Annotated in this window: 18 protein-coding genes; 13 read left to right on the top strand and 5 right to left on the bottom strand. The window is 69.3% G+C overall.

From position 1 onward, the window contains the following. Nucleotides 1–2 precede the first annotated feature (2 nt). On the top strand, nt 3–1,427 hold the full coding sequence (locus C6569_RS21440) for a heterodisulfide reductase-related iron-sulfur binding cluster (RefSeq protein ID WP_106750772.1): 1,425 nt from the start codon (nt 3–5) through the stop codon (nt 1,425–1,427). Here C6569_RS21440 and C6569_RS21435 read toward each other — a convergent pair. Both C6569_RS21435 and C6569_RS21430 read right to left on the bottom strand, forming a co-directional pair. After that, nucleotides 1,400–1,792: an MAPEG family protein gene (locus C6569_RS21435; protein ID WP_106750771.1), complete on the bottom strand. Its 393-nt coding sequence runs from the start codon at nt 1,790–1,792 to the stop codon at nt 1,400–1,402. The genes C6569_RS21440 and C6569_RS21435 overlap by 28 nt on opposite strands. Before the next feature lie 72 nt (nt 1,793–1,864). After that, nucleotides 1,865–2,329, bottom strand: coding sequence for a MarR family winged helix-turn-helix transcriptional regulator (locus C6569_RS21430; RefSeq protein ID WP_106750770.1), 465 nt, complete (start codon nt 2,327–2,329; stop codon nt 1,865–1,867). Between the two features lie 145 nt (nt 2,330–2,474). On the opposite strand from C6569_RS21430, the gene C6569_RS21425 reads away from it, so the two are divergent. Further along, a complete protein-coding gene (locus C6569_RS21425) occupies nt 2,475–2,897 on the top strand; it encodes an organic hydroperoxide resistance protein (protein WP_106750769.1) in 423 nt (140 codons plus the stop codon). A gap of 54 nt (nt 2,898–2,951) precedes the next feature. Here the strand turns inward: C6569_RS21425 and C6569_RS21420 are convergent, their stop codons facing one another. Next, nucleotides 2,952–3,920 carry a glycosyltransferase family 2 protein gene (locus C6569_RS21420; protein WP_106750768.1) on the bottom strand — a complete coding sequence of 323 codons (969 nt, stop codon included), beginning with the start codon at nt 3,918–3,920 and terminating at the stop codon, nt 2,952–2,954. A gap of 195 nt (nt 3,921–4,115) precedes the next feature. On the opposite strand from C6569_RS21420, the gene aceB reads away from it, so the two are divergent. The 9 genes from aceB (at nt 4,116) to C6569_RS21375 (ending at nt 11,374) form a co-directional block, all read left to right on the top strand. After that, nucleotides 4,116–5,702 carry a malate synthase A gene (gene aceB, locus C6569_RS21415; RefSeq protein ID WP_106750767.1) on the top strand — a complete coding sequence of 529 codons (1,587 nt, stop codon included), beginning with the start codon at nt 4,116–4,118 and terminating at the stop codon, nt 5,700–5,702. 217 nt (nt 5,703–5,919) lie between these two features. Continuing rightward, nucleotides 5,920–6,798, top strand: a complete 879-nt coding sequence (locus C6569_RS21410; RefSeq protein WP_106750766.1) for a TorF family putative porin — start codon at nt 5,920–5,922, stop codon at nt 6,796–6,798. Between the two features lie 253 nt (nt 6,799–7,051). Next, nucleotides 7,052–7,981 (top strand): DUF2076 domain-containing protein, encoded by a 930-nt coding sequence (locus tag C6569_RS21405; protein WP_106750765.1) that lies wholly within the window; start codon nt 7,052–7,054, stop codon nt 7,979–7,981. Nucleotides 7,982–8,115: 134 nt separating this feature from the next. Next, entirely contained in the window at nt 8,116–8,523 is a 408-nt protein-coding gene (locus C6569_RS21400) for an NADH:ubiquinone oxidoreductase subunit NDUFA12 (RefSeq protein ID WP_106750764.1), read from the top strand. A 123-nt stretch (nt 8,524–8,646) separates the two neighbouring features. After that, nucleotides 8,647–9,330, top strand: a complete 684-nt coding sequence (locus C6569_RS22330) for a DUF2155 domain-containing protein (RefSeq protein WP_106750763.1) — start codon at nt 8,647–8,649, stop codon at nt 9,328–9,330. A gap of 53 nt (nt 9,331–9,383) precedes the next feature. Next, entirely contained in the window at nt 9,384–9,725 is a 342-nt protein-coding gene (locus C6569_RS21390; protein ID WP_106750762.1) for a hypothetical protein, read from the top strand. Between the two features lie 38 nt (nt 9,726–9,763). After that, on the top strand, nt 9,764–10,270 hold the full coding sequence (locus C6569_RS21385) for a copper chaperone PCu(A)C (RefSeq protein WP_106750761.1): 507 nt from the start codon (nt 9,764–9,766) through the stop codon (nt 10,268–10,270). Next, entirely contained in the window at nt 10,270–10,704 is a 435-nt protein-coding gene (locus C6569_RS21380) for a copper chaperone PCu(A)C (protein ID WP_106750760.1), read from the top strand. The genes C6569_RS21385 and C6569_RS21380 overlap by 1 nt, the downstream gene beginning before the upstream one ends. A 28-nt stretch (nt 10,705–10,732) precedes the next feature. Then, nucleotides 10,733–11,374, top strand: a complete 642-nt coding sequence (locus C6569_RS21375) for a flavin reductase family protein (protein WP_106750759.1) — start codon at nt 10,733–10,735, stop codon at nt 11,372–11,374. A 6-nt stretch (nt 11,375–11,380) separates the two neighbouring features. On the opposite strand, the gene C6569_RS21370 is transcribed toward C6569_RS21375, so the two are convergent. Then, complete coding sequence (locus C6569_RS21370) at nt 11,381–14,608, bottom strand: PAS-domain containing protein (protein WP_106750758.1); 3,228 nt, start codon at nt 14,606–14,608, stop codon at nt 11,381–11,383. Between the two features lie 184 nt (nt 14,609–14,792). After that, the gene (gene gabT / locus C6569_RS21365; protein WP_106750757.1) at nt 14,793–16,079 is read right to left on the bottom strand and encodes a 4-aminobutyrate--2-oxoglutarate transaminase; all 1,287 of its coding nucleotides are present in this window, start codon (nt 16,077–16,079) and stop codon (nt 14,793–14,795) included. Between the two features lie 121 nt (nt 16,080–16,200). Between gabT and C6569_RS21360 the strand changes: the two genes are divergently transcribed. Both C6569_RS21360 and C6569_RS21355 read left to right on the top strand, forming a co-directional pair. Then, complete coding sequence (locus C6569_RS21360; RefSeq protein ID WP_106750756.1) at nt 16,201–16,776, top strand: cupin domain-containing protein; 576 nt, start codon at nt 16,201–16,203, stop codon at nt 16,774–16,776. Nucleotides 16,777–16,878: 102 nt separating this feature from the next. Further along, complete coding sequence (locus C6569_RS21355; RefSeq protein ID WP_106750755.1) at nt 16,879–18,801, top strand: S8 family peptidase; 1,923 nt, start codon at nt 16,879–16,881, stop codon at nt 18,799–18,801. Nucleotides 18,802–18,826: the final 25 nt, after the last annotated feature.

Raw genomic sequence — 18,826 nt, 5'->3', positions numbered from 1 at the left:
CCATGCAGACGAACTTCAGCCTCGCCCAGCTCGCCGATCCCGCGATCGCCACGTCGGAGAAGATCCTCCGCACCTGCGTCCATTGCGGCTTCTGCACTGCGACCTGCCCGACCTACCAGCTCCTGGGCGACGAACTCGATTCCCCACGCGGACGCATCTACCTGATGAAGGAGATGTTCGAGACCGGCCAGCCGGCGACGGAAGAAGTGGTGAAACACGTCGACCGTTGCCTCTCCTGCCTCTCCTGCATGACCACCTGCCCCTCCGGCGTGCACTACATGCACCTGGTCGACCACGCGCGCGCCCATATCGAGAAGACCTATGAGCGGCCATGGCAGGATCGGCTGATGCGGGCGGTGCTCGCCAACATCCTGCCCTATCCGCGCCGCTTCCGGCTGGCGCTCGCCGGAGGCTTCCTCGCCAAGAAGGCGCTGTCGGTGGTCTCTGTGCTGCGCTGGAAGGGTCGCGCGGCTGTCGCCGTGTCGCGCAGGACCATCGGGCCGCTCGCCGGGCGGGTCGGCCTCATGAAGCGCACGCGCGCGATGATCGGCCTCTCGCCCGACAGGCTTCCCGCCCGCTCCCATCTCGACCGCGGCGGCGTCCATGCGGCGGAGGGACCACGGCGCGGCCGGGTCGTTCTGCTGCAGGGCTGCGCCCAGCCGGTGCTGCAGCCCTCGATCAACGAGGCGACGGTGCGCCTCCTGACCCGCCTCGGCGTCGAGGTGGCCTTCGCCAAGGGCGAGGGCTGCTGCGGCGCCCTCGTCCATCACATGGGGCGCGAGGACCAGAGCCACGCGCAGGCGAAGCGCACCATCGACGCCTGGATCGCCGAGATGGACGGCGAAGGCCTCGACGCCATCGTCATCACCGCCTCCGGCTGCGGCACGACGATCAAGGATTACGGCTTCATGTTCCGCAACGATCCGGCCTATGCGGAGAAGGCGGCGCGGGTCTCGGCCCTCGCCAAGGACGTGACGGAATATCTGACGACCCTCGGCCTTCCCGAGGCGGCGCCGAACGGCCTCTTCGTCACCTATCACTCCGCCTGTTCCATGCAGCACGGCCAGCAGATCAAGGACCTGCCGAAAAACCTGCTGAAGGCTGCGGGCTTCACGGTGAAGGAGCCCCCCGAGGGGCACCTGTGCTGCGGCTCGGCCGGCGTCTACAACATCATGCAGCCCGAGATCGCCGCGCGGCTGCGCGACCGGAAGGTGGCGAACCTCGACAAGACGCGGCCCGACGTGGTGGCGGCGGGGAACATCGGCTGCATCACCCAAATCGCCAAGGGCTACGAGACCCACGCCCGCCCCGTGCCGATCGTCCACACGGTGGAGCTGATCGACTGGGCGACCGGCGGCCCCTTGCCGGAGGCGCTGGCCGAGGCAGGCGTGTCCAGGCTTCAGCCGAGGCTGCGGGCCGCGGAATAGAAACAGACCGCCGCCGCAACGCCGATCACCGTCAGGGTGCCCACCATGCCGGCCACCCGGAAGAAAAAGGTCTCGGGCTGGCGCGAGACGCCGTAAGCGTGGCTGAACCGCGCCGCCAGAAGCAGAGCGCCCAGCGCGTGCAGGAGCAGCGCCGGCGCCCTCAGGCTTTCGGCGAGCCCGATGAGGACCAGGCAGAAGGGTGCGTATTCGGCGAAGTTGGCGTGGACGCGGACGCGTCGCAGCAGGGCCGTGTCACCGCCGTCGCCGAGCCCGATGCGGACCGCGCGGCGGAAACCGATCACACGGACCGAGAGAACCACGAAGAGCAGGGCGAGCAATGCGGCATAGAGGGCGGTGATGGGCATCGTCGTCTCCGGCTGTCGCTGTGACGTTTACGCCGATACCACCGGCCGGATCACCGCCAGCGCGGCGATCCATCAGGATTCGCCCGCCCCGGCCTCCGCCGCCGCATTGAGCGCGTCGCGCAGGGCCGCGATTTCCTGCCGGAGGCGGGCGATGTCGGGCAGCGGGCGCCCCATGGCGCAACCGAGCGCGGCGGGAATGTCAGCCGCCCTGTCCTGCAGCGCGCGTCCCTCGGCGGTGAGGCCGATGCGGACCGAGCGCTCGTCGGCGGTATTGCGCGTGCGGGTGACGAGGCCGAGCTTCTCCAGGCGCTTGAGGAGCGGCGTCAGGGTGCCGGAATCGAGGCCGAGTCGCTCGCCGATGACCTTGAGCGGCACGTCCTCCTCTTCCCACAGCACGAGCATGGCGAGGTACTGCGGGTAGGTCAGGCCGAGCCGGGCGAGCAGTGGCTTGTAAACGCGGTTGAAGGCATGACCCGCCGCGTAGATGGCGAAACACAGGTGATCGTCCAGCTTCGGCCGTCGCTGCTTCGTCGCCATGGCACCCTCCGTGCGACCCATCTGCCCGCGCCCGCATCGCGGACGCAAGGTCCAATCGCGCTTCTGTTATCTATTGTACGCAATCTAATTTTTCGCTATCTAAATGCTGGCGCCGCTGGGGCGCTCGCCCGAGGGAGATAATCCGATGAACATCCTTTACACCGCCCATGGGTCCGCCACCGGTGGCCGCACCGGCTCGGCCGGCAGCGATGACGGCCGCCTGTCGGTGACGCTCGACACGCCGAAGGAACTCGGCGGTGGCGGCGGCCAAGGCACCAATCCCGAGCAGCTCTTCGCCGCCGGCTATTCCGCCTGTTTCCTCGGGGCGCTGAAGTTCGTCGCCGGCAAGGCCAAGGTCGCCCTCCCCGCGGAAACGAAGGTGTCGGCCGCGGTCGGCATCGGCCCGCGCGACGACGGCAAGGGCTTCGGGCTGGACGTGGCGCTGCAGATCGCGGCTCCGGGCGTCGACAAACCCGTGCTCGAGGACCTGGTGCAGCAGGCCCATATCGTCTGCCCCTATTCGGAGGCGACGCGCGGCAATCTCGCCGTCAGGCTCTCCGTCGCCTGACCTGCGGGGAGAAGGCCCGAACGCCCGCGGATCATCCCCGCGGGCGTTCGCATGTCAGGCGGCCGCATCGCCGTTCAACAGGGTGCCGAGCCCATAGCGGGCGACGAGGTCTGCGAGGTCGGCCTCGGTGACCGCGCCCTCGGCCATGGCCAGCGCCCGATTGCCGATCAGCGCCCATTTGTCGAAGGGGACGAGCCGCATCAGCGAGGCGCGCAGGCGCGGCATGGTGGCGGCCAGCTCGGGAATGGTGGTGACCTCGCGGCGGCGGTGGAAGTGCCGCTCCTTCTTGGCGAAACGCCTGTTGCCGCCGCTATCGATCTCGTAATTGGCGAAGCCGAGGCCGGTCTTCAGATATTTCATGTGCCAGTAGGCGAAGCCGGTGAAGACGCGGCGGAAGTGATATTTCCGGAAGTCCTCGAAGCGTCGATCATGCACGAAATAGGCGTCCGGGGTCATCGCGAAGAAGCCGATGTCGCCGTTGCCGGAAAAGGGCGTGTCGGCATGGATGCCAACCCCGCCATTTTCCTCGCGCACGAGGTTGAGGCCGGAGAAGCAGTTCATGCGGCCGGGCGCCAGGCCCTCCCGGCGCAGCCGGTCCACCATCGGCCGCAGGCCGCGCTCGAAGGCGATGTGATCGTCGTCGAGCTTCACGACGATCGCGCGGGTGGTCCGCGACAGGGCGAAATTAGAATAGTTGACGACGCTGTGGGGGGAGTGCCCGGGCTCGGCGGCATGATCCCGCGAGCCCGGTGGGTGGACGCGCGGCAGGTAGTGGAAGAGCTTGAGTTTCTCCGGCCCGAGTTCGTCCTGCAGGCCCGCCAGCACCGCTTCGGTCGCGTCGGTGCACTGGTTGTAGACAGCCACGATCTCGTCGACGAAGGGCGCGTGGCTGAGGATGGTCTGGCGCAGGAAGTCCGCCCCGTTCTTGGTGCGCACGAAAGCCGAGATTCCCGGGCTGCGCTCGGCGAGCCTGAGATCGTCGGGGACGAAGGAATAGGTGTCGACGGCGGTGATCTCGGCCATGGATCTCGGTGCTGCGGCAGGCGAGGCAGGGCCATAGACGGCGCGAGGTGGAAAATCCAGCGGTGGGGCCGAATGCCGTGACGGAGTCGGGGAATTCATTCCGCAGAGGAACAAGTGATCGTCACCTTCGTCCATTTCGACAAAGGCGCTGTCGCGTTAACGTTCCGGCACAACACACCAACCAGGGAGGGTGCCATGAGCATGTCCGGCGTCACCATCACGGGGGCCATCGGCCCGCGCTATGAGGAAATCCTCACGCCCGAGGCGGTCGCCTTCGTGGTCGACCTGCAGCGCACCTTCAATGAGACGCGCAAGCGTCTGCTCAAGCTGCGTACCGAACGGCAGAAGCAGTTCGACGCCGGCGCCCTGCCCGACTTCCTGCCCGAGACGAAGCACATCCGCGACGGCGCCTGGACGGTGGCGCCGATCCCCGCCGACCTGCAGGACCGCCGCGTGGAGATCACCGGCCCGGTCGACCGCAAGATGGTCATCAACGCCCTGAACTGCGGCGCCAAGTGCTTCATGGCCGATTTCGAGGACGCCAATTCCCCGACCTGGGCCAACCAGGTCGAAGGTCAGATCAATCTCAAGGATCGCTGGGCCGGCACTCTCGCCTTCACCGACCCCAATTCCGGCAAGTCCTATGCGGTAAAGGACAAGGTCGCCGTCATCATTCCGCGGCCGCGCGGCTGGCATCTGCCGGAGGTGCATGTCCAGGTGGACGGCGAGGAGATGTCCGGCTCGCTGTTCGACTTCGGCCTCTACGTCTTCCACAACGCCAAGGCGGCGCTCGCGCAGGGGTCCGGCCCGTACTTCTACCTGCCGAAGATGGAGAGCCATCTCGAGGCGCGGCTGTGGAACGACGTCTTCGTCCACGCCCAGGAGAAGCTCGGCATCCCCAAAGGCACGATCAAGGCGACGGTGCTGATCGAAACCCTGCCGGCCGCCTTCGAGATGGACGAGATCCTGTTCGAGCTGAAGGATCACATGGCGGGCCTCAACGCCGGCCGCTGGGACTACATCTTCTCCTTCATCAAGAAACTCGCCCGAAACCAGAACTACGTCCTGCCGGATCGCGGTCAGGTGGTGATGAGCAAGGCCTTCCTGAAGGCCTATGCCGAGCTCCTGGTGAAAACCTGCCACAAGCGCGGTGCCTTCGCGATGGGCGGCATGGCGGCGCAGATTCCGATCAAGAACAATCCGGAGGCCAACGCGGCCGCCTTCGCCAAGGTGAAGGCGGACAAGGAGCGCGAAGCGACCATCGGCCACGACGGCACCTGGGTCGCCCATCCGGACCTCGTGCCGGTGGCAATGGAAGCCTTCGACCGGCTGATGCCGGCGCCGAATCAGGTGGCCCGCCAGCGCGACGACGTCACCGTCGGTCAGAAGGACTTGCTCCAGGTGCACGAGGGCACACGAACCGAGGCGGGCTATCGCGAGAACATCCGCGTCGGCGTCCAGTATATCGAGGCCTGGCTGCGCGGCCGCGGCGCGGTGCCGATCTACAACCTCATGGAGGACGCGGCGACCGCGGAGATCTCGCGCGCCCAGATCTGGCAGTGGACCACCTATGGCGTCGCCCTCGAGGGCGGCATCGCCTGCACGCCCGCCTTCTTCGACAAGGCGCTGAAGGAGGAGATGGAGGTGGTGAAGGCCGAGGTGGGAGCCGAGGCCTTCGACAAGGGCCGATTCGCGGAGGCGATCGCCCTCTTCGCCAAGCTGTCGCTTGCCGCAGAGTTCGAGGAGTTCCTCACCTTGCCGGCCTACCGCATGCTCGCCTGACCCTTCGACATAGGACGAAGGTCTGAGGCGTTAACAGAACCCCTGTGGCTATCGCGCCACAGGGGTTTTTCATTGGAATTGTTTGCATCGTCTTTGGGCAAATTACGGGTATTTGCCCGCTTTTTCGTCTTGTCCTGCGTGGCCCCCGCGTGACGTCATTGTGACGAACTTGTGGTGATTTGGGCGCGCCAGACGTGCCCGCAGGCGGGAGACGCAGATGTTTCGCAAGACGATGCTGACGGGCCTTCTGGCCGCGACGTTGGGAAGCCAGGCTTTCGCAGCCGATGTCGCGGCCCCGGCGCCGATCGCGGCCCCCGCCCCCTGGGCCTTCGACTTCGCCTTCGGCGGCAAGGTGATGTCGGACTACAATTTCCGCGGCATCTCCCAGTCGGCCCGTGGCCCGGCCATCAACGTCTACGGCGAGGCGCGCTATGGCTGGCTCTACGCCGGCGCCGCGTACTGGACCACGAAGCTGCCGAATCGCCCGATCGGCGAGGTCGACCTCTATGCCGGCATCCGCCCGGTGGTCGGCGACGCCACCTTCGACCTCGGCGTGATGTACTACCTCTACCCCAACGAGACGCAGTTCATCACCACGTCGCCGCCGGCCCCGGCGGGCTTCGCCGGCATCTGGACCGCCAACCGTTCCAACTTCGTCGAGTTCTACGGCAAGGTCGGCTACGACATCACCCCGCAGCTCAACGTCGGCGCCGCTCTCTACTACGCGCCGAACTGGCTCGGCACGGGCGCCTACGGCACCTACGGCGAGGTCAACGCCAAGTACAAGCTCCCGAACGACTTCGCCATTTCCGGCGCCGTCGGCCATTACTGGCTCGGCACCACCTACGGCTATCTCGGCGGCGTCAACCTCCAGGACTACGTGTACTGGAACGCCGGCGTGTCATGGACCTACAAGGACTTCCTGACCCTCGACCTGCGCTATCACGGCACCAACCTGACCTCGCAGCAGTGCTTCGCCACCACCGGCGACTACCGCGGCGTGTTCACCGGGTCGGGCCGGTCTAACTGGTGCGGACACAGCGTCGTCGCGACCCTCTCGGTCGACCTGCAGTGGTCGAAGCTGCCCTACAAATAAGTCCGCACCGCCGGACGATCTGCACGAAGGCCGGGGTTCGCCCCGGCCTTTTTCTCGTCCGGGCGCCGTGGGGGGCTGCGACTTGCCGCCACGCCCCCCGGCCGCCTCTGGCGCGCCGCAAAGGCATGTACCATCTTCCCGGAGCCCAACGGCACGGCTCGGCAGCGCGACATCAGATCGCAACGAGACGATGCCAGACAGGCGCGACGCGGGGGCGACCCGCCACGAACGTTCTTCCGGAGGATCTTTCCCCATGAACCAACAGGAACGCGATATCATCGCCGGACTGTTCGACCGCCTGAAGTCGGCGGAGAGCCAGCAGCGCGACCCTGCGGTCGATACCTTCATCAAGGAGCGTCTCGTCCAGCAGCCGGGCGCGGTCTATGCCCTGCTGCAGACGATGTATGTCTCCGACCAGGCCCTGAACGACCTGTCGAAGCAGAACGAGCAGCTCCAGGGCCAGGTGCAGTCCCTACAGAGCCAGGTCGACCAGATGCAGCAGCACCTCCAGCAGGTGCAGCGCCAGGCCGAGCAGCAGCAGAGCGGCGGCTTCCTGTCGAGCATCTTCGGCTCCAAGCCCGCGGCCCCGCCGCCGATGCCGCCCCGTCCCCTCAACACCGGCATGGCGCCGCCCCCGCCCGGCTTCGGTCAGCCGCAGGGCGGCCCGCCGCAGGGCTACGGCGCCCCGCCGCAGGGCCAGTTCGGTGGCCCGCCGCAGGGCGGCTATGGTCAGCCGGGCGGTCCCTGGGGCCGGCCGATGGGCGCTCCCATGGGCGGTCCGGCGGGTGGTCCCGCGGGTGGTCCGTGGGGTCAGCAGGCGGCGCCGGCCCAGCAGGGCGGCGGCGGTGGCGGTTTCCTCGCCACGGCGGCCTCCGCGGCTGTCGGCGTCGCCGGCGGCATGCTGGCGGCCAGCGCGATTTCCAGCATGATGGGTGGCGGCGCGCGCACCGCCTCGGCCACGCCGGCCTCGACGCCGTCGGCCTCCACGCCGGCGTCGGACGCCCAGCAGTCGGCGGAGAAGTCGGCGCCGCAGGACAGCTTCACCGGCGGTGACGGGAGCGGCGGCGAGCAGAGCGCGGAGAAGGGTGGCTACGGCGACTACAACGCCGATAACCATGCCGGTTACGACTCCGGCTATGACGATGGCGGCGGCTACGACGATTTCGGAGGCGACGACATCTGACGACGCCGCGACGACAGGGGATGAAACGGCCGCCCAAGGGGGCGGCCGTTTTGCATGGCGGCCGGTCCCTGCTGGACATTCGGGGAGGCGGGTGGCATGAACCGGTCTGATCGACATGCGCGCGCGGGCAGGCGATGAAGTCCTTCTTCCTCAAGTTCTTCACCTGGTGGAACAGCCAGACCTTTGGGACCCAGTTCACCATCTGGCGGGTGGGCGTGTTCGTCGGCGAGGACGAATTCGGCAACAAATATTACCGCTCGCGCTTCGACAAGGATCCGGCGCTCGGCCACGAGCGGCGCTGGGTCGTCTACAACGGCTATGCGGACGCCTCGGCCATTCCGCCCGGCTGGTACGGCTGGATGCACCATCGCGTCGCTGAGCCGCCGACGGCGGGCTCCTATCAGCCCCGCCCCTGGCAGCAGCCGCACAAGCCGAACGGCACCGGCACCGCCGAAGCCTATCGGCCGCCGGGCTCCACGCTCGCCGCCGGCCGCCGGCCGAAGGCGACGGGCGACTACCAGGCCTGGACGCCCGGTCCGTAAGGCCCCAGCCCGACCGCCGGGGCGGCACGGTTCCGCCATTTTCGCGGCGATAGTGAGCGCCGGACGCCGGACCGGCCCCGCCCAGGCGGCACGGGCCCGGCAACAGGGACGTTAGAACAGGCCTTGGCGAACAAGATTTGGATCCTTTCGGCGCTGACGGGGCTCGCCGTCCTCGCTCCCTCCGCGGTTCCGCCCGCCGGCGCTCCCGCCTTCGCCCAGCTCCAGCTCGGCCCGCCGCCGACGACACAGCAGCGCCCCCCGCCCCCCGGCCAGGCGGCCCCGGCGCCGCGCCCGCCTCGCCCTGCGCGACCCGCAGCCCCCTCGGACACGCCGCCGTCCCAGCCCGATGCGCCTCGCGAGCGGCGCCAGGCCCTGCCCGGCGAGACCGTGGCACCCGCGCCCGACGAGACCGTGATCGCGCCGCCGCGCCAGCGCATCTCCAATCCGACGGCCGTCTTCTCCGGCCTCGACAAGATCACCGGCCGCATCATCAGCTTCGACGTCGCCATCGACGAGACGGTCCAGTTCGGTGCGCTCCAGGTGACGCCGCGGGTCTGCTACACCCGGCCGCCGACGGAGACGCCGCAGACCACCTCCTTCGTCGAGGTGGACGAGGTGACGCTCACCGGCGAGGTCCGCCGCATCTACGGCGGCTGGATGTTCGCCGCGAGCCCGGGCCTCTCCGGTGTCGAGCACGCCGTCTATGACGTCTGGCTGACGGACTGCAAACAGTCCGCACCGGTCGTCCAGGGACAGACGCCGGCCGCGCCGCAGACTGCGCCGGCGACTCCGCCCCAGCGACGCTGACGGCCGCCGCTCTGCCGCATTGATCCGGACGGCGGCGGCCCGTAAAAGGCCCCATGCGCCACCTGCGCCTCGCCCTCGTCCTGCTGCTCGCCTTCGCCCCGCCGGCGGAGGGCCTGCTGTCCCATGCGGCGCGAGCCCACCGCCTCGTCGGCGCCGCGGTGCCGACGGACTTCTGCATCCCGGCGACCGACAAGGGCGTTCCCGAACATCCCGCGTCCTGCGACGACCATTGCCGGGTGGTGCCATCCGGCGATGCCGCCACTCCCCCGCCGGCCGGGGCGCGGCCGGTCCGCGTCGCGATCGCGTCGGGCGCGACGAGCGTGCGGCAGGCCCAGCGGGTCCCGCCCCGGCCTACCTTCGATCATGCCCCGAGAGCGCCGCCGGCCGTCGCCTGACGCCGCCACGCCCTATCCTTCCAACGGGACACTGATCCATGAACAGACGTCTTTTCCTCGCGGCTGCGGCCGCCATCCTTCCCCTTGCCCCCGCCTGGGCCCAGACCCACGGCGCCACGACCTTCCGCGCCGGGCCGATCGTCGTCGAGGCGCCCTGGACGCGGGCGACGCCCGGCGGAGCCCGGGTCGCCGGCGGGTTCATGGTGATCCGCAACACCGGCGCGACGGCGGACCGCCTCGTCGGCGGCACCTTCCCCGGCGCCCCCCGCGTCGAGGTGCACGAGATGGCGACGGTGGACGGCGTCATGCGCATGCGCGAGGTGCGCGGCGGCATCGAGATTCCCGCAGGCGGGACGGTCGAGCTGCGGCCCGGCGGCTACCACATGATGTTCATGGACCTGGCGCAGCAGATCCGCACCGGCGCGCCGCTGCGCGGCACTCTGGTGTTCGAGAAGGCGGGGGCGGTGACCATCGACTACAGCGTCGCCCCGGTGGGGGCTCCCGGCCCTACGGGTGGCCACGGCCACGGGACACCGAGGCACTGATGTCCGGGTTCAACCGCCGTACGGTCCTGGCCCTTCCCGCGGCGCTCGCCGCGGGCGAGGCCTTCGCCCACTCCTATCGCCATGGCGACCTGATGATCGGCCACGCCTGGTGTCTGCCCTCCGAGGCGCCGACCACCCGCGCCTTCATGCCGCTGGCCGTCGTGCAAGACAGGCCGGACGTTCTCATCTCGGCCCGCTCGCCGGCGGCGGAGGCGGTCCACTTCGTCCCGGTTGCCGGCCAGCCCCCGGCGGCGCGATGGGACATCGTCCCGCGCCGGCCCATCGGCATGCGCGTCGACGGCCCGCATATCCTGCTGACAGCCTTGACGCGGCCGCTGAAGGTGCGGGACCGCTTTCCGCTGACCTTGGTGTTCGAGCGCAACGGTCCCAAGGAGGTCGAGGTCTGGGTCGAGCGATCGCCCTATTCCAGCTGAGACCCTGCCGCCCTATCGGATAGAACCCATGCGATCCATTGCCCTCGACAGCCTGGCCGATGACCGGGTCTACAAGATCCTCTGCTCCCTGGTCGTGCCGCGGCCGATCGCGCTGGTCTCCACCATGAGCGCGGAGGGCGTGGTCAATGCGGCGCCCTTCTCCTTCTTCAACGTCTTCTCGGAGGCGCCGCCGCTCGTGGTGCTGGGCCTGCAGCACAAGGCGGACCATTCCCCGAAGGACACCACACGCAACATCGCGGCGACCGGCGATTTCGTGGTCAACCTCGTCGACGAACCCCTGGCGGATGCGATGAACGCCTGCGCCACCGATTTCCCCGCCGGGGTGTCGGAGGTGAGTGCCGTCGGCCTGACGACGGCGGCGTCGGACAAGGTGCGCCCGCCCCGGATAGCCGAGGCGCCGGCCGCTCTCGAATGCGTGCGCGAACTGTCTCTGAACTTCGGGCCGCAGCGCGAGCTCCTCATCGGCCGGGTGTTGCACGTCCACGTGCGCGAGGACGTCATGGATGAGCGCTTCAACGTCGACATGGCGCGCTACCGGCCGGTGGGCCGCCTGTTCGGCAATCTCTACGCGCGCCAGCAGGAAGTCTTCGGCCTCGAACGTGTCGATCACGCGGCCTGGGCGGCCGGCAAGCGTCCCGCCGGCCTGTGATCGTCCTCAGCCGGCCCTGCGGCCGGCGGCGAGGGAGGCGATGAGCGCCGGCAGCTCGGCGGCCGGGCGGGGCGGGCTGACGAGATAGCCCTGGACGTGGGTGCAACCGCAGCCGCGCACGATGGCGAGCTGATCTTCGGTCTCCACCCCCTCGGCCGTCGTCTCGATGCCGAGGCTGGCGCCGAGATCGGCCATGGCTCTGACGATGGCGACGTTGTCGCGGCTCTGGCCGAGATCGCCGACGAACGAGCGGTCGATCTTGATCTTGTCGAAGGGGAAGCTGCGCAGGTAGCTCAGCGAGGAATAGCCGACGCCGAAATCGTCCATGGCGATGCGCACACCGAGGGCGCGCAGCTCGTGCAGCATGGCGATGGTGACGTCGTCGCGCTGGAGGAGAACGGCCTCGGTGATCTCCAGTTCGAGGCGCCCGGGCCTGAGCCCGCTTTCGGCCAAGGCGCGTCGGACGGTCGCCACCAGCGAGCGGTCCTTGAACTGGATCGGCGACAGGTTGACGGCGACCTGGATCGAATCCGACCAGCGGGCCGCCTCGGCACAGGCCTCCACCAGCACCCATTCACCGAGGGTGCGGATCAGGCCGGTCTCCTCGGCCAGGGGGATGAAATCGGCCGGCGGCACGGCCCCGCGGAAGGCGTGATTCCAGCGGATCAACGCCTCGAAACCAGCGAGGCCGAGGTCGGCGCTGGCCACTTGCGGCTGGAAGACGAGGTGGAACTCGTTGGTCTGTAGGGCCTGCCTCAGGTCGAGCTCGAGATGACGGCGCGCCTCCAGCCGCTCGCTCATCTGCGGCTCGAAGAAGCGGAACATGGCCCGCCCTTCCGACTTCGCGCGGTAGAGGGCGAGATCGGCCGCCTTCATCAGGTGGTCGCCGGTGGCGGCGTCCTCCGGCGCGAGAGCGATGCCGACACTGATCCCCGTATTGATCAAGTGTCCTTCGACGACGAAGGGCTCCGACATGTCGCGCACGAGCCGGCGCGCCAGACTCTCCGCCTCGTCGCGGCCGGCGCGGTGCAACAGGATGGCGAACTCGTCGCCGCCCAGCCGGGCGATCGTGCCGGCGGCGCCGACCGCCTGCCCGAGCCGCTCCGCCACCATGGTCAGAAGACCGTCGCCGACTGGATGGCCCAGCGTGTCGTTGATCGACTTGAAATGGTCGAGGTCGAGGCAGAGCAGCGCCAGCGGGGCACCCGAGCGGCCGACATCCTCGAGCCCCTCGGTCATGCGCTGGCGGAACAGCACGCGGTTCGGCAGGCCGGTGAGCGAATCGTGGTGGGCGAGGTGGACGATGTGCTCCTCGGCCTTGCGCCGCTCGGTCACGTCCTCGTGGATGGCCACCCAGCCGCCGTGGGGCATGGGATGGTAGAGCACCTTGAAGATGCGGCCGTCCGCGAGCCGGCGGTGCGACAGGAAATCGCCGTTCCTGAGCCGCTCGAAATAGCTCTGCAGCAGCTCGTCGGGCGTCGCCTCGGTGTAGTTGCCCAGCGCGATGCTGTGCTCGACGATGGTGCGCATGGTGACGCCGGGCCGCACCACCTCCGGCGACATGCCGTACATGTCGAGATATCGGCTGTTGCAAACGATGAGGTCGAGGTCCTCGTCGAGCATGCAGAGACCATGCGCCATGTTGTTGAGCGCCGCGTCGAAGCGGCGGTGCTGCTCGCGCAGCGCGAGGGCGGCACGCTCCTGAGCGGTGATGTCCTCGAAGGTGGCGACCCAGCCTCCATTCGCCATGGGCTGGGCCCTGACCGCGATGATGCGGCCGTCGGCGAGGTGACGCTGGAGCACGGGCTCCTGGTTTTCGATGAGGGTGCGGACGAAATCGTCGCAGATTTCGTCGGCCGACTTGCCGACGACGTGGGCGCCCTTGGCGACGCTGCGGCCGATGACCTCCCGCATGGTCATGCCGGGCCTCACCTCGTCCGGGCCGAGTCCGTAGATGTCGCGGTAGCGGCGGTTGAGCACGACGATGCGGAAGTCGCGGTCGTAAACGCAGAGGCCCTGCGCCATGCTCTCCAGCGTCGCGTCCATCAGGATGTTCTGCTCGAGCATGGCGGCCACCGCCAGGGCCCGCTCGCGCTCTGCGCGGCGGCGGTCTGTGACGTCCTCGAACATGCCGAGCCAGCCGCCACCCTCCATGGCCTCGATGGACACGGCGATGATGCGGCCGTCCGTCATCGGCTGGTCGTAGGCCTTGCCGTCGGCGCGGGCCACCGCTTCGAGACGCCGGGCAACGAGGTCGTCAGCGGTCATGCCGGGATAGCTCCCCAGCTGGACGCCGTGCTCGAAGATTTCGCGCAGGCTGACGCCCGCCTTCACCACCTGCGGGTCGGCGCGGAAGAGCGTGACGTAATTGGTGTTGCAGACGATGAGACGGTGGTCCGCGTCGAACATGCACAGCGCCTGCGGCATGGCGTTGAGTGCCGCGTCGAAGCGCTGGTGCTGCTCGTTGAGAGCCTGGATGGCGAGTTCCCGCTCGGTGAAGTCCTCGGCGGTGAAGACCCAGCCTCCGTTAGGCGTCGCCCGCGACCGCGTGTGAATCCAGCGCCCATCGGGCAGCCGCCGGCGGCGGGCGACCTCCTTCCCGGCGGCAATGTTCCGGTCGGCCTCGTCTATGAGCTCTTCCAGCGTGGCGCCGCCGTAGATGCCCCTTTCCAGCCCTAGCGCGAAGATCTGCTTCAGGGTGATGCCGGGCGTGACCTCTCCCGGCTGGAAGCCGTACATGGCGGGATAGCGGCTGTTGCAGACCACGAGCCGCTTCGACGCATCGAAGACGGCCAGAGCGTGCGACATGTTTTCGAGCGCCTCCCGGAAGATGGTGGCCTGGGCCCTGAGTTCGTCCTCCAACCGTTGCTGGGCGGTGATGTCGTGGTGGATCGCCACCCAGCAGCCTTCCGGAGCCGGCTGGTAGCTGATCTGGACGGTGCGGCCGTCGGCGAAGCGCTCCCGGCGCGAGAAGGGCTCGCCCTTCGCCAGCAGGGCGAGGCGCTCGGCCCAGGCCCGCTCCAGCGGAACACCGTCGAGGCGATCCTGCTCGGCGCTGTAGCGCAGCAGGCCGTACATGGAGGCGCCGACGCTGGCGACCTCCTCGGGCATGCCGAACAGATCCAGCATGCGGCGGTTGGAAAGGCGAATGGTCAGGCTGGAATCGAAGACGCAGAAGCCGTGATCGACTGATTCCAGCGCGATGTCCCGGTAATCGACGCCGGGCCGCGACATGGTCCTGCGGCCGCGATCCACCCGAACGGCCAATTCACTCCGCGCCACGCCCACACGCCGCTCCCAAGGCCAACAGCCTTAGGTAAAGGCGCTGCCCAGAACATCCGGTTAACGTCGGCAGCGCAAAATGCGTCGGAAGGCGTGGTCCGGAGCCGCGCCGGCCCCGGACGCGTGGCAGGTGGGATCAGGCGGCGACGACGGCGGCGAGCGACTGCTCGATGATGTCGAGACCCTTCTTCACCTGCTCCTCGGGGATGGTCAGCGGCGCCAGCAGGCGGATGACGTTGGCGTCGGGCCCGCAGGACAGCAGGATGAGGCCGCTGGCTTCCGCCTTGGCGATGAGGGCGCTGGTGAGAGCTGCGTCGGGCTCCCGGGTCTCGCGGTCCTTGACCAGTTCGAAGGCGACCATCATGCCGAGGCCGCGCACGTCGCCGATGCAGTTGAACGTGTTGCGCTTGGCCATGTCCTTGAGGCGCGACTGCATCATGTCGCCGATCTTCGCGGCGCGGGCGCAGAGGTCCTCCTTCTCGACGACGTCGAGAACGGCATGGGCGGCTGCCACAGCCACCGGCGAGCCGGCATAGGTGCCGCCGAGGCCGCCGACCTGGGCGGAATCCATCACGTCGGCCCGGCCGGTGACGGCCGAGAGCGGGAAGCCGCCGCCGAGGCCCTTGGCCATGGTGACGATGTCGGGAACGACACCGGCGTGCTCCATCGCGAACATGCGGCCGGTGCGGGCGATGCCGGTCTGGATCTCGTCGACGATCAGGAGGATGCCGTGCTGGTCGCAGACCGCCCGCAACTCGCGCAGGAAATCGAAGGGAGCCACGTAGAAGCCGCCCTCGCCCTGGACCGGCTCGACGATGATGGCGGCGACCCGCTCCGGCTCGACATCGGACGCGAAGAGCTGCCTCAGGTTCGCCATGGCGGCTGCCGTGTCGAGGCCGTGATAGGTCTTGGGGAAGGTGACGTGATAGACGTCGTTCGGCATCGGGCCGAAGCCCTTCTTGTACGGGTTCACCTTGCCGGTGAGGGCCATGCCCATCATCGTGCGGCCGTGGAAGGCGCCTGAGAAGGCGACGATGACCGAGCGGCCGGTGAAGTGGCGCGCCGCCTTCACGGCGTTCTCGACCGCCTCGACGCCGGTGGTGACGAGGAGCGTCTTCTTGGCGTGGTCGCCCGGGGTCAGCTTGTTCAGGCGCTCGGCAAGGGCGATGTAGCTCTCGTAAGGGGCCACGTTGAAGCTCGTGTGGGTGAAGGACTCAAGCTGCTCCTTCACTGCGGCCATCACGACGGGGTGGCGGTGACCGGTGTTGACCACGGCGATGCCGGCGGCAAAGTCGATGTACTCCTTGCCGTCCGCATCCCACAGCGTCGCGTTCTCTGCGCGGGTGGCAAAGATCCCCTTGGTGCCGACGCCGCGCGGCACGGCCGCATGCTGACGGGTCGCAAGGGCGGTGTTCTTCGACATGGCGGGTCTCCGGTTCGGTCCACGACGGATGGCGGATCAGTAGCGCTCGCTCAAAATTTTGAGCAGACGGGAAAATGCAGGGCAACTATGTTGGCCCGGCAGCAAAGGGGAGGCATGCGCGGTGGATTTCGACGTCGGAGCACGCCTGCGGGAACTGAGGACCGGAGCGGGGCTGTCGCAGCGCGACCTCGCGGCGCGGGCCGGCGTGCCGCACGGGCTGATCGCCACCATCGAGCAGAACAAGTCGAGCCCTTCCGTCGCCTCGCTGCGCAAGGTGCTGGACGGGCTGGCCATCAGTTTCGTCGATTTCTTCACGCCGCCGCGGCCGAGCGCCGACAAGGTGTTCTTCGCAGCCGGAGAACTGGTCGATCTCACCTCCATCCTGCCGGGCTCGATGCAGCAGGGCGCGGGGCGCATGGTGTTCCGGCAGATCGGCGACGCCCATGCCCACAAGCTGCAGATCCTGCACGAGCGCTACGAGCCGGGAGCCGACACCGGCGCCGACATGCTCTCCCACCATTCGCGCGAGGGTGGGATCGTCATGTCCGGCACGCTGGAGGTGACCGTCGGCGACGAGGTGCGGGTGCTCAAGGCGGGGGAGGCCTATCTCTTCGACAGCACGCGGCCGCACCGCTTCCGCAATCCCGGCGACGTCCCGTGCGAGGTCGTCAGCGCCTGCACCCCGCCCTATCTGTGAGCGCGGCGGCGCCGCGGCCGGCAACATTTCGAGGACCATGCCGGCGCCTGTTGGAAACAAACCGGCCCTAAGGCAAGCTGCCGATCTGCCTCGAGGGATCCCATGTCCAGCACCCGCACGCCCAAGAGCCGCGTCCTCGCCGGCCTCGTCGCCGCCCTGTTCGGGACGGCGACGCTGGTCGCATACGACGTCCGCAGCGCCGCGGCGCAGTTCGATCTCGGCGCCGGTCTGCGGGCCCTCGGCGGGGCGCAGAACGCCGGCCGGGGCAGCGATCGCGGCCGGCCGGGCGCAGCGGCGCAGCGGCGTGGCCTGCCGACGTCACAGGCGCCGCGCGCCACCCGTCGCGGCCAGCAGGCTGCCCCCGCCGCCCAGCCGGGCGGGCTTCCAGGGGCCCTCGGCGGGCTCGGCGCGATCATGGGCGTGGCCCCCAGCCATGCCGAGCCGCAGCAACAGCCCGGCCGGGCCAATGCGCGGCGCAACGCCCGCGACCGGCAGCAGGGTCAGCAACAGGATCAAGGTGCCGGAGCGGCCGCCGCCCTCGGCGTCATCGCCCCGATGATCGGCGCGGCTGTGGGAGGCGGCGGCATTCCCGGCGGCCCCGGCGGCATCCTGCCCCCCGGGCTTCCCGGCGGCGGAGGTTTCGGCGGCGGCGGCGGACGCAATGCCATCATCGGCGCCGCAGCGGCGGCCATCGCGGTGCCGGCCATCCTGTCGATCATCGAGCAGGCGCGGGCCAACGAGCGCGCGGGTAGCGCCGCGGGCGAACCTCCTGGCCTGCCGCCGGCCGAGGAGCGCCGCTTCGTCGCCGGCGAGGTGCTGTTCATCATGGCGCCCGACGCGCCGCGTGACGCCATCCGCCAGGTGGAACGCCGCTTCAACCTGAGGCTCCTGCAGCGGGAGACCGCGGAAGTCGTCGGCGCCGTCATGCACCGTTACCGGGTGCCGAACCGGCAGACCGTGCCGGCGGCCATTCGCGCCATGCAGCAGGCGGTCGGTTTCGCCTATATCCAGCCGAACTACGTGTTCGAGCGGCCGGAATTCCGCGTCCGCCTGCAATCGGCCAATGCCATGCGGGCGGGCCGCGACCAGCGGCTGCAATATGTGGTGGAGGCGCTGCGCCTGTCGGAGGCACACCAGATCGCCCGCGGCCAGCGCGTCGCCATCGCCGTCATCGATTCCGGCGTCGACGCCGCCCATCCGGAACTCGCCGGCCGCATCACCCAAAGCTTCGACGCGGTGGGCGGCCAGTTCCGCGCCCATGAGCACGGCACCGGCATGGCCGGCGCCATCGTCGCCCAGCGCCAGCTCCTCGGCGTGTCGCCGGGCGCCGACATCTTCGCCGTGCGCGCCTTCGCGCCGGGCCAGACCCAGGGCTCCACCGGCACGAGCTTCCACATCGTCAAGGCGATGGACTGGGCCATCCGCAACGGCGCCAAGGTCATCAACATGAGCTTCGCCGGGCCGCGCGATCCGATGATCGCCCGCGCCATCCAGGTGGCGGCAGACCGGCGCATCGCCATGATCGCCGCGATGGGCAACGGCGGGCCGGAGGCGCCGATCGCCTTCCCCGCCGCCGACCCCAACGTCATCGCCGTGACGGCGACGGATCGCGAGGGCCGGCTGTTCAACGCTGCGACCCAGGGCGACCACGTGGCCGTGGCCGCTCCCGGCGTCGAGATCATCCTTCCGGCCCCGCGCGGCGGCTATCAGATTTCGTCGGGCACCTCTGTGGCGGCGGCCCATGTCAGCGGCATCGCCGCACTCATCCTCGAGCGCCACCCGGACGCCGACCCGGCGACGCTGCGCCGGCTGCTCCAGGCCACCGCCCGCCAGGCCGACATTCCCGATCCGAAGCTCGGCGCCGGTGTCGCCGATCCGGTCCGGGCGCTGACGGCGGAACTGCCGCGGCAGGAAGCCCCGCCGGCCATGGCGACCGCCCCGGCCGATCAGGCGCCTCGCGCCGACGCCCAGCCGACCTCCCCGGCACCGGCCGCGCCGGCCCCGGCGAGCGTCACGCCGCGCTGAACGGTGCCTGCGACGGGGGGCCTCG

The organism is Phreatobacter cathodiphilus (assembly GCF_003008515.1).
Taxonomy (GTDB): domain Bacteria; phylum Pseudomonadota; class Alphaproteobacteria; order Rhizobiales; family Phreatobacteraceae; genus Phreatobacter; species Phreatobacter cathodiphilus.
The sequence above is the reverse complement of the archived record's forward strand: the minus strand, read 5'-3'. Positions and strand labels throughout refer to the sequence as shown.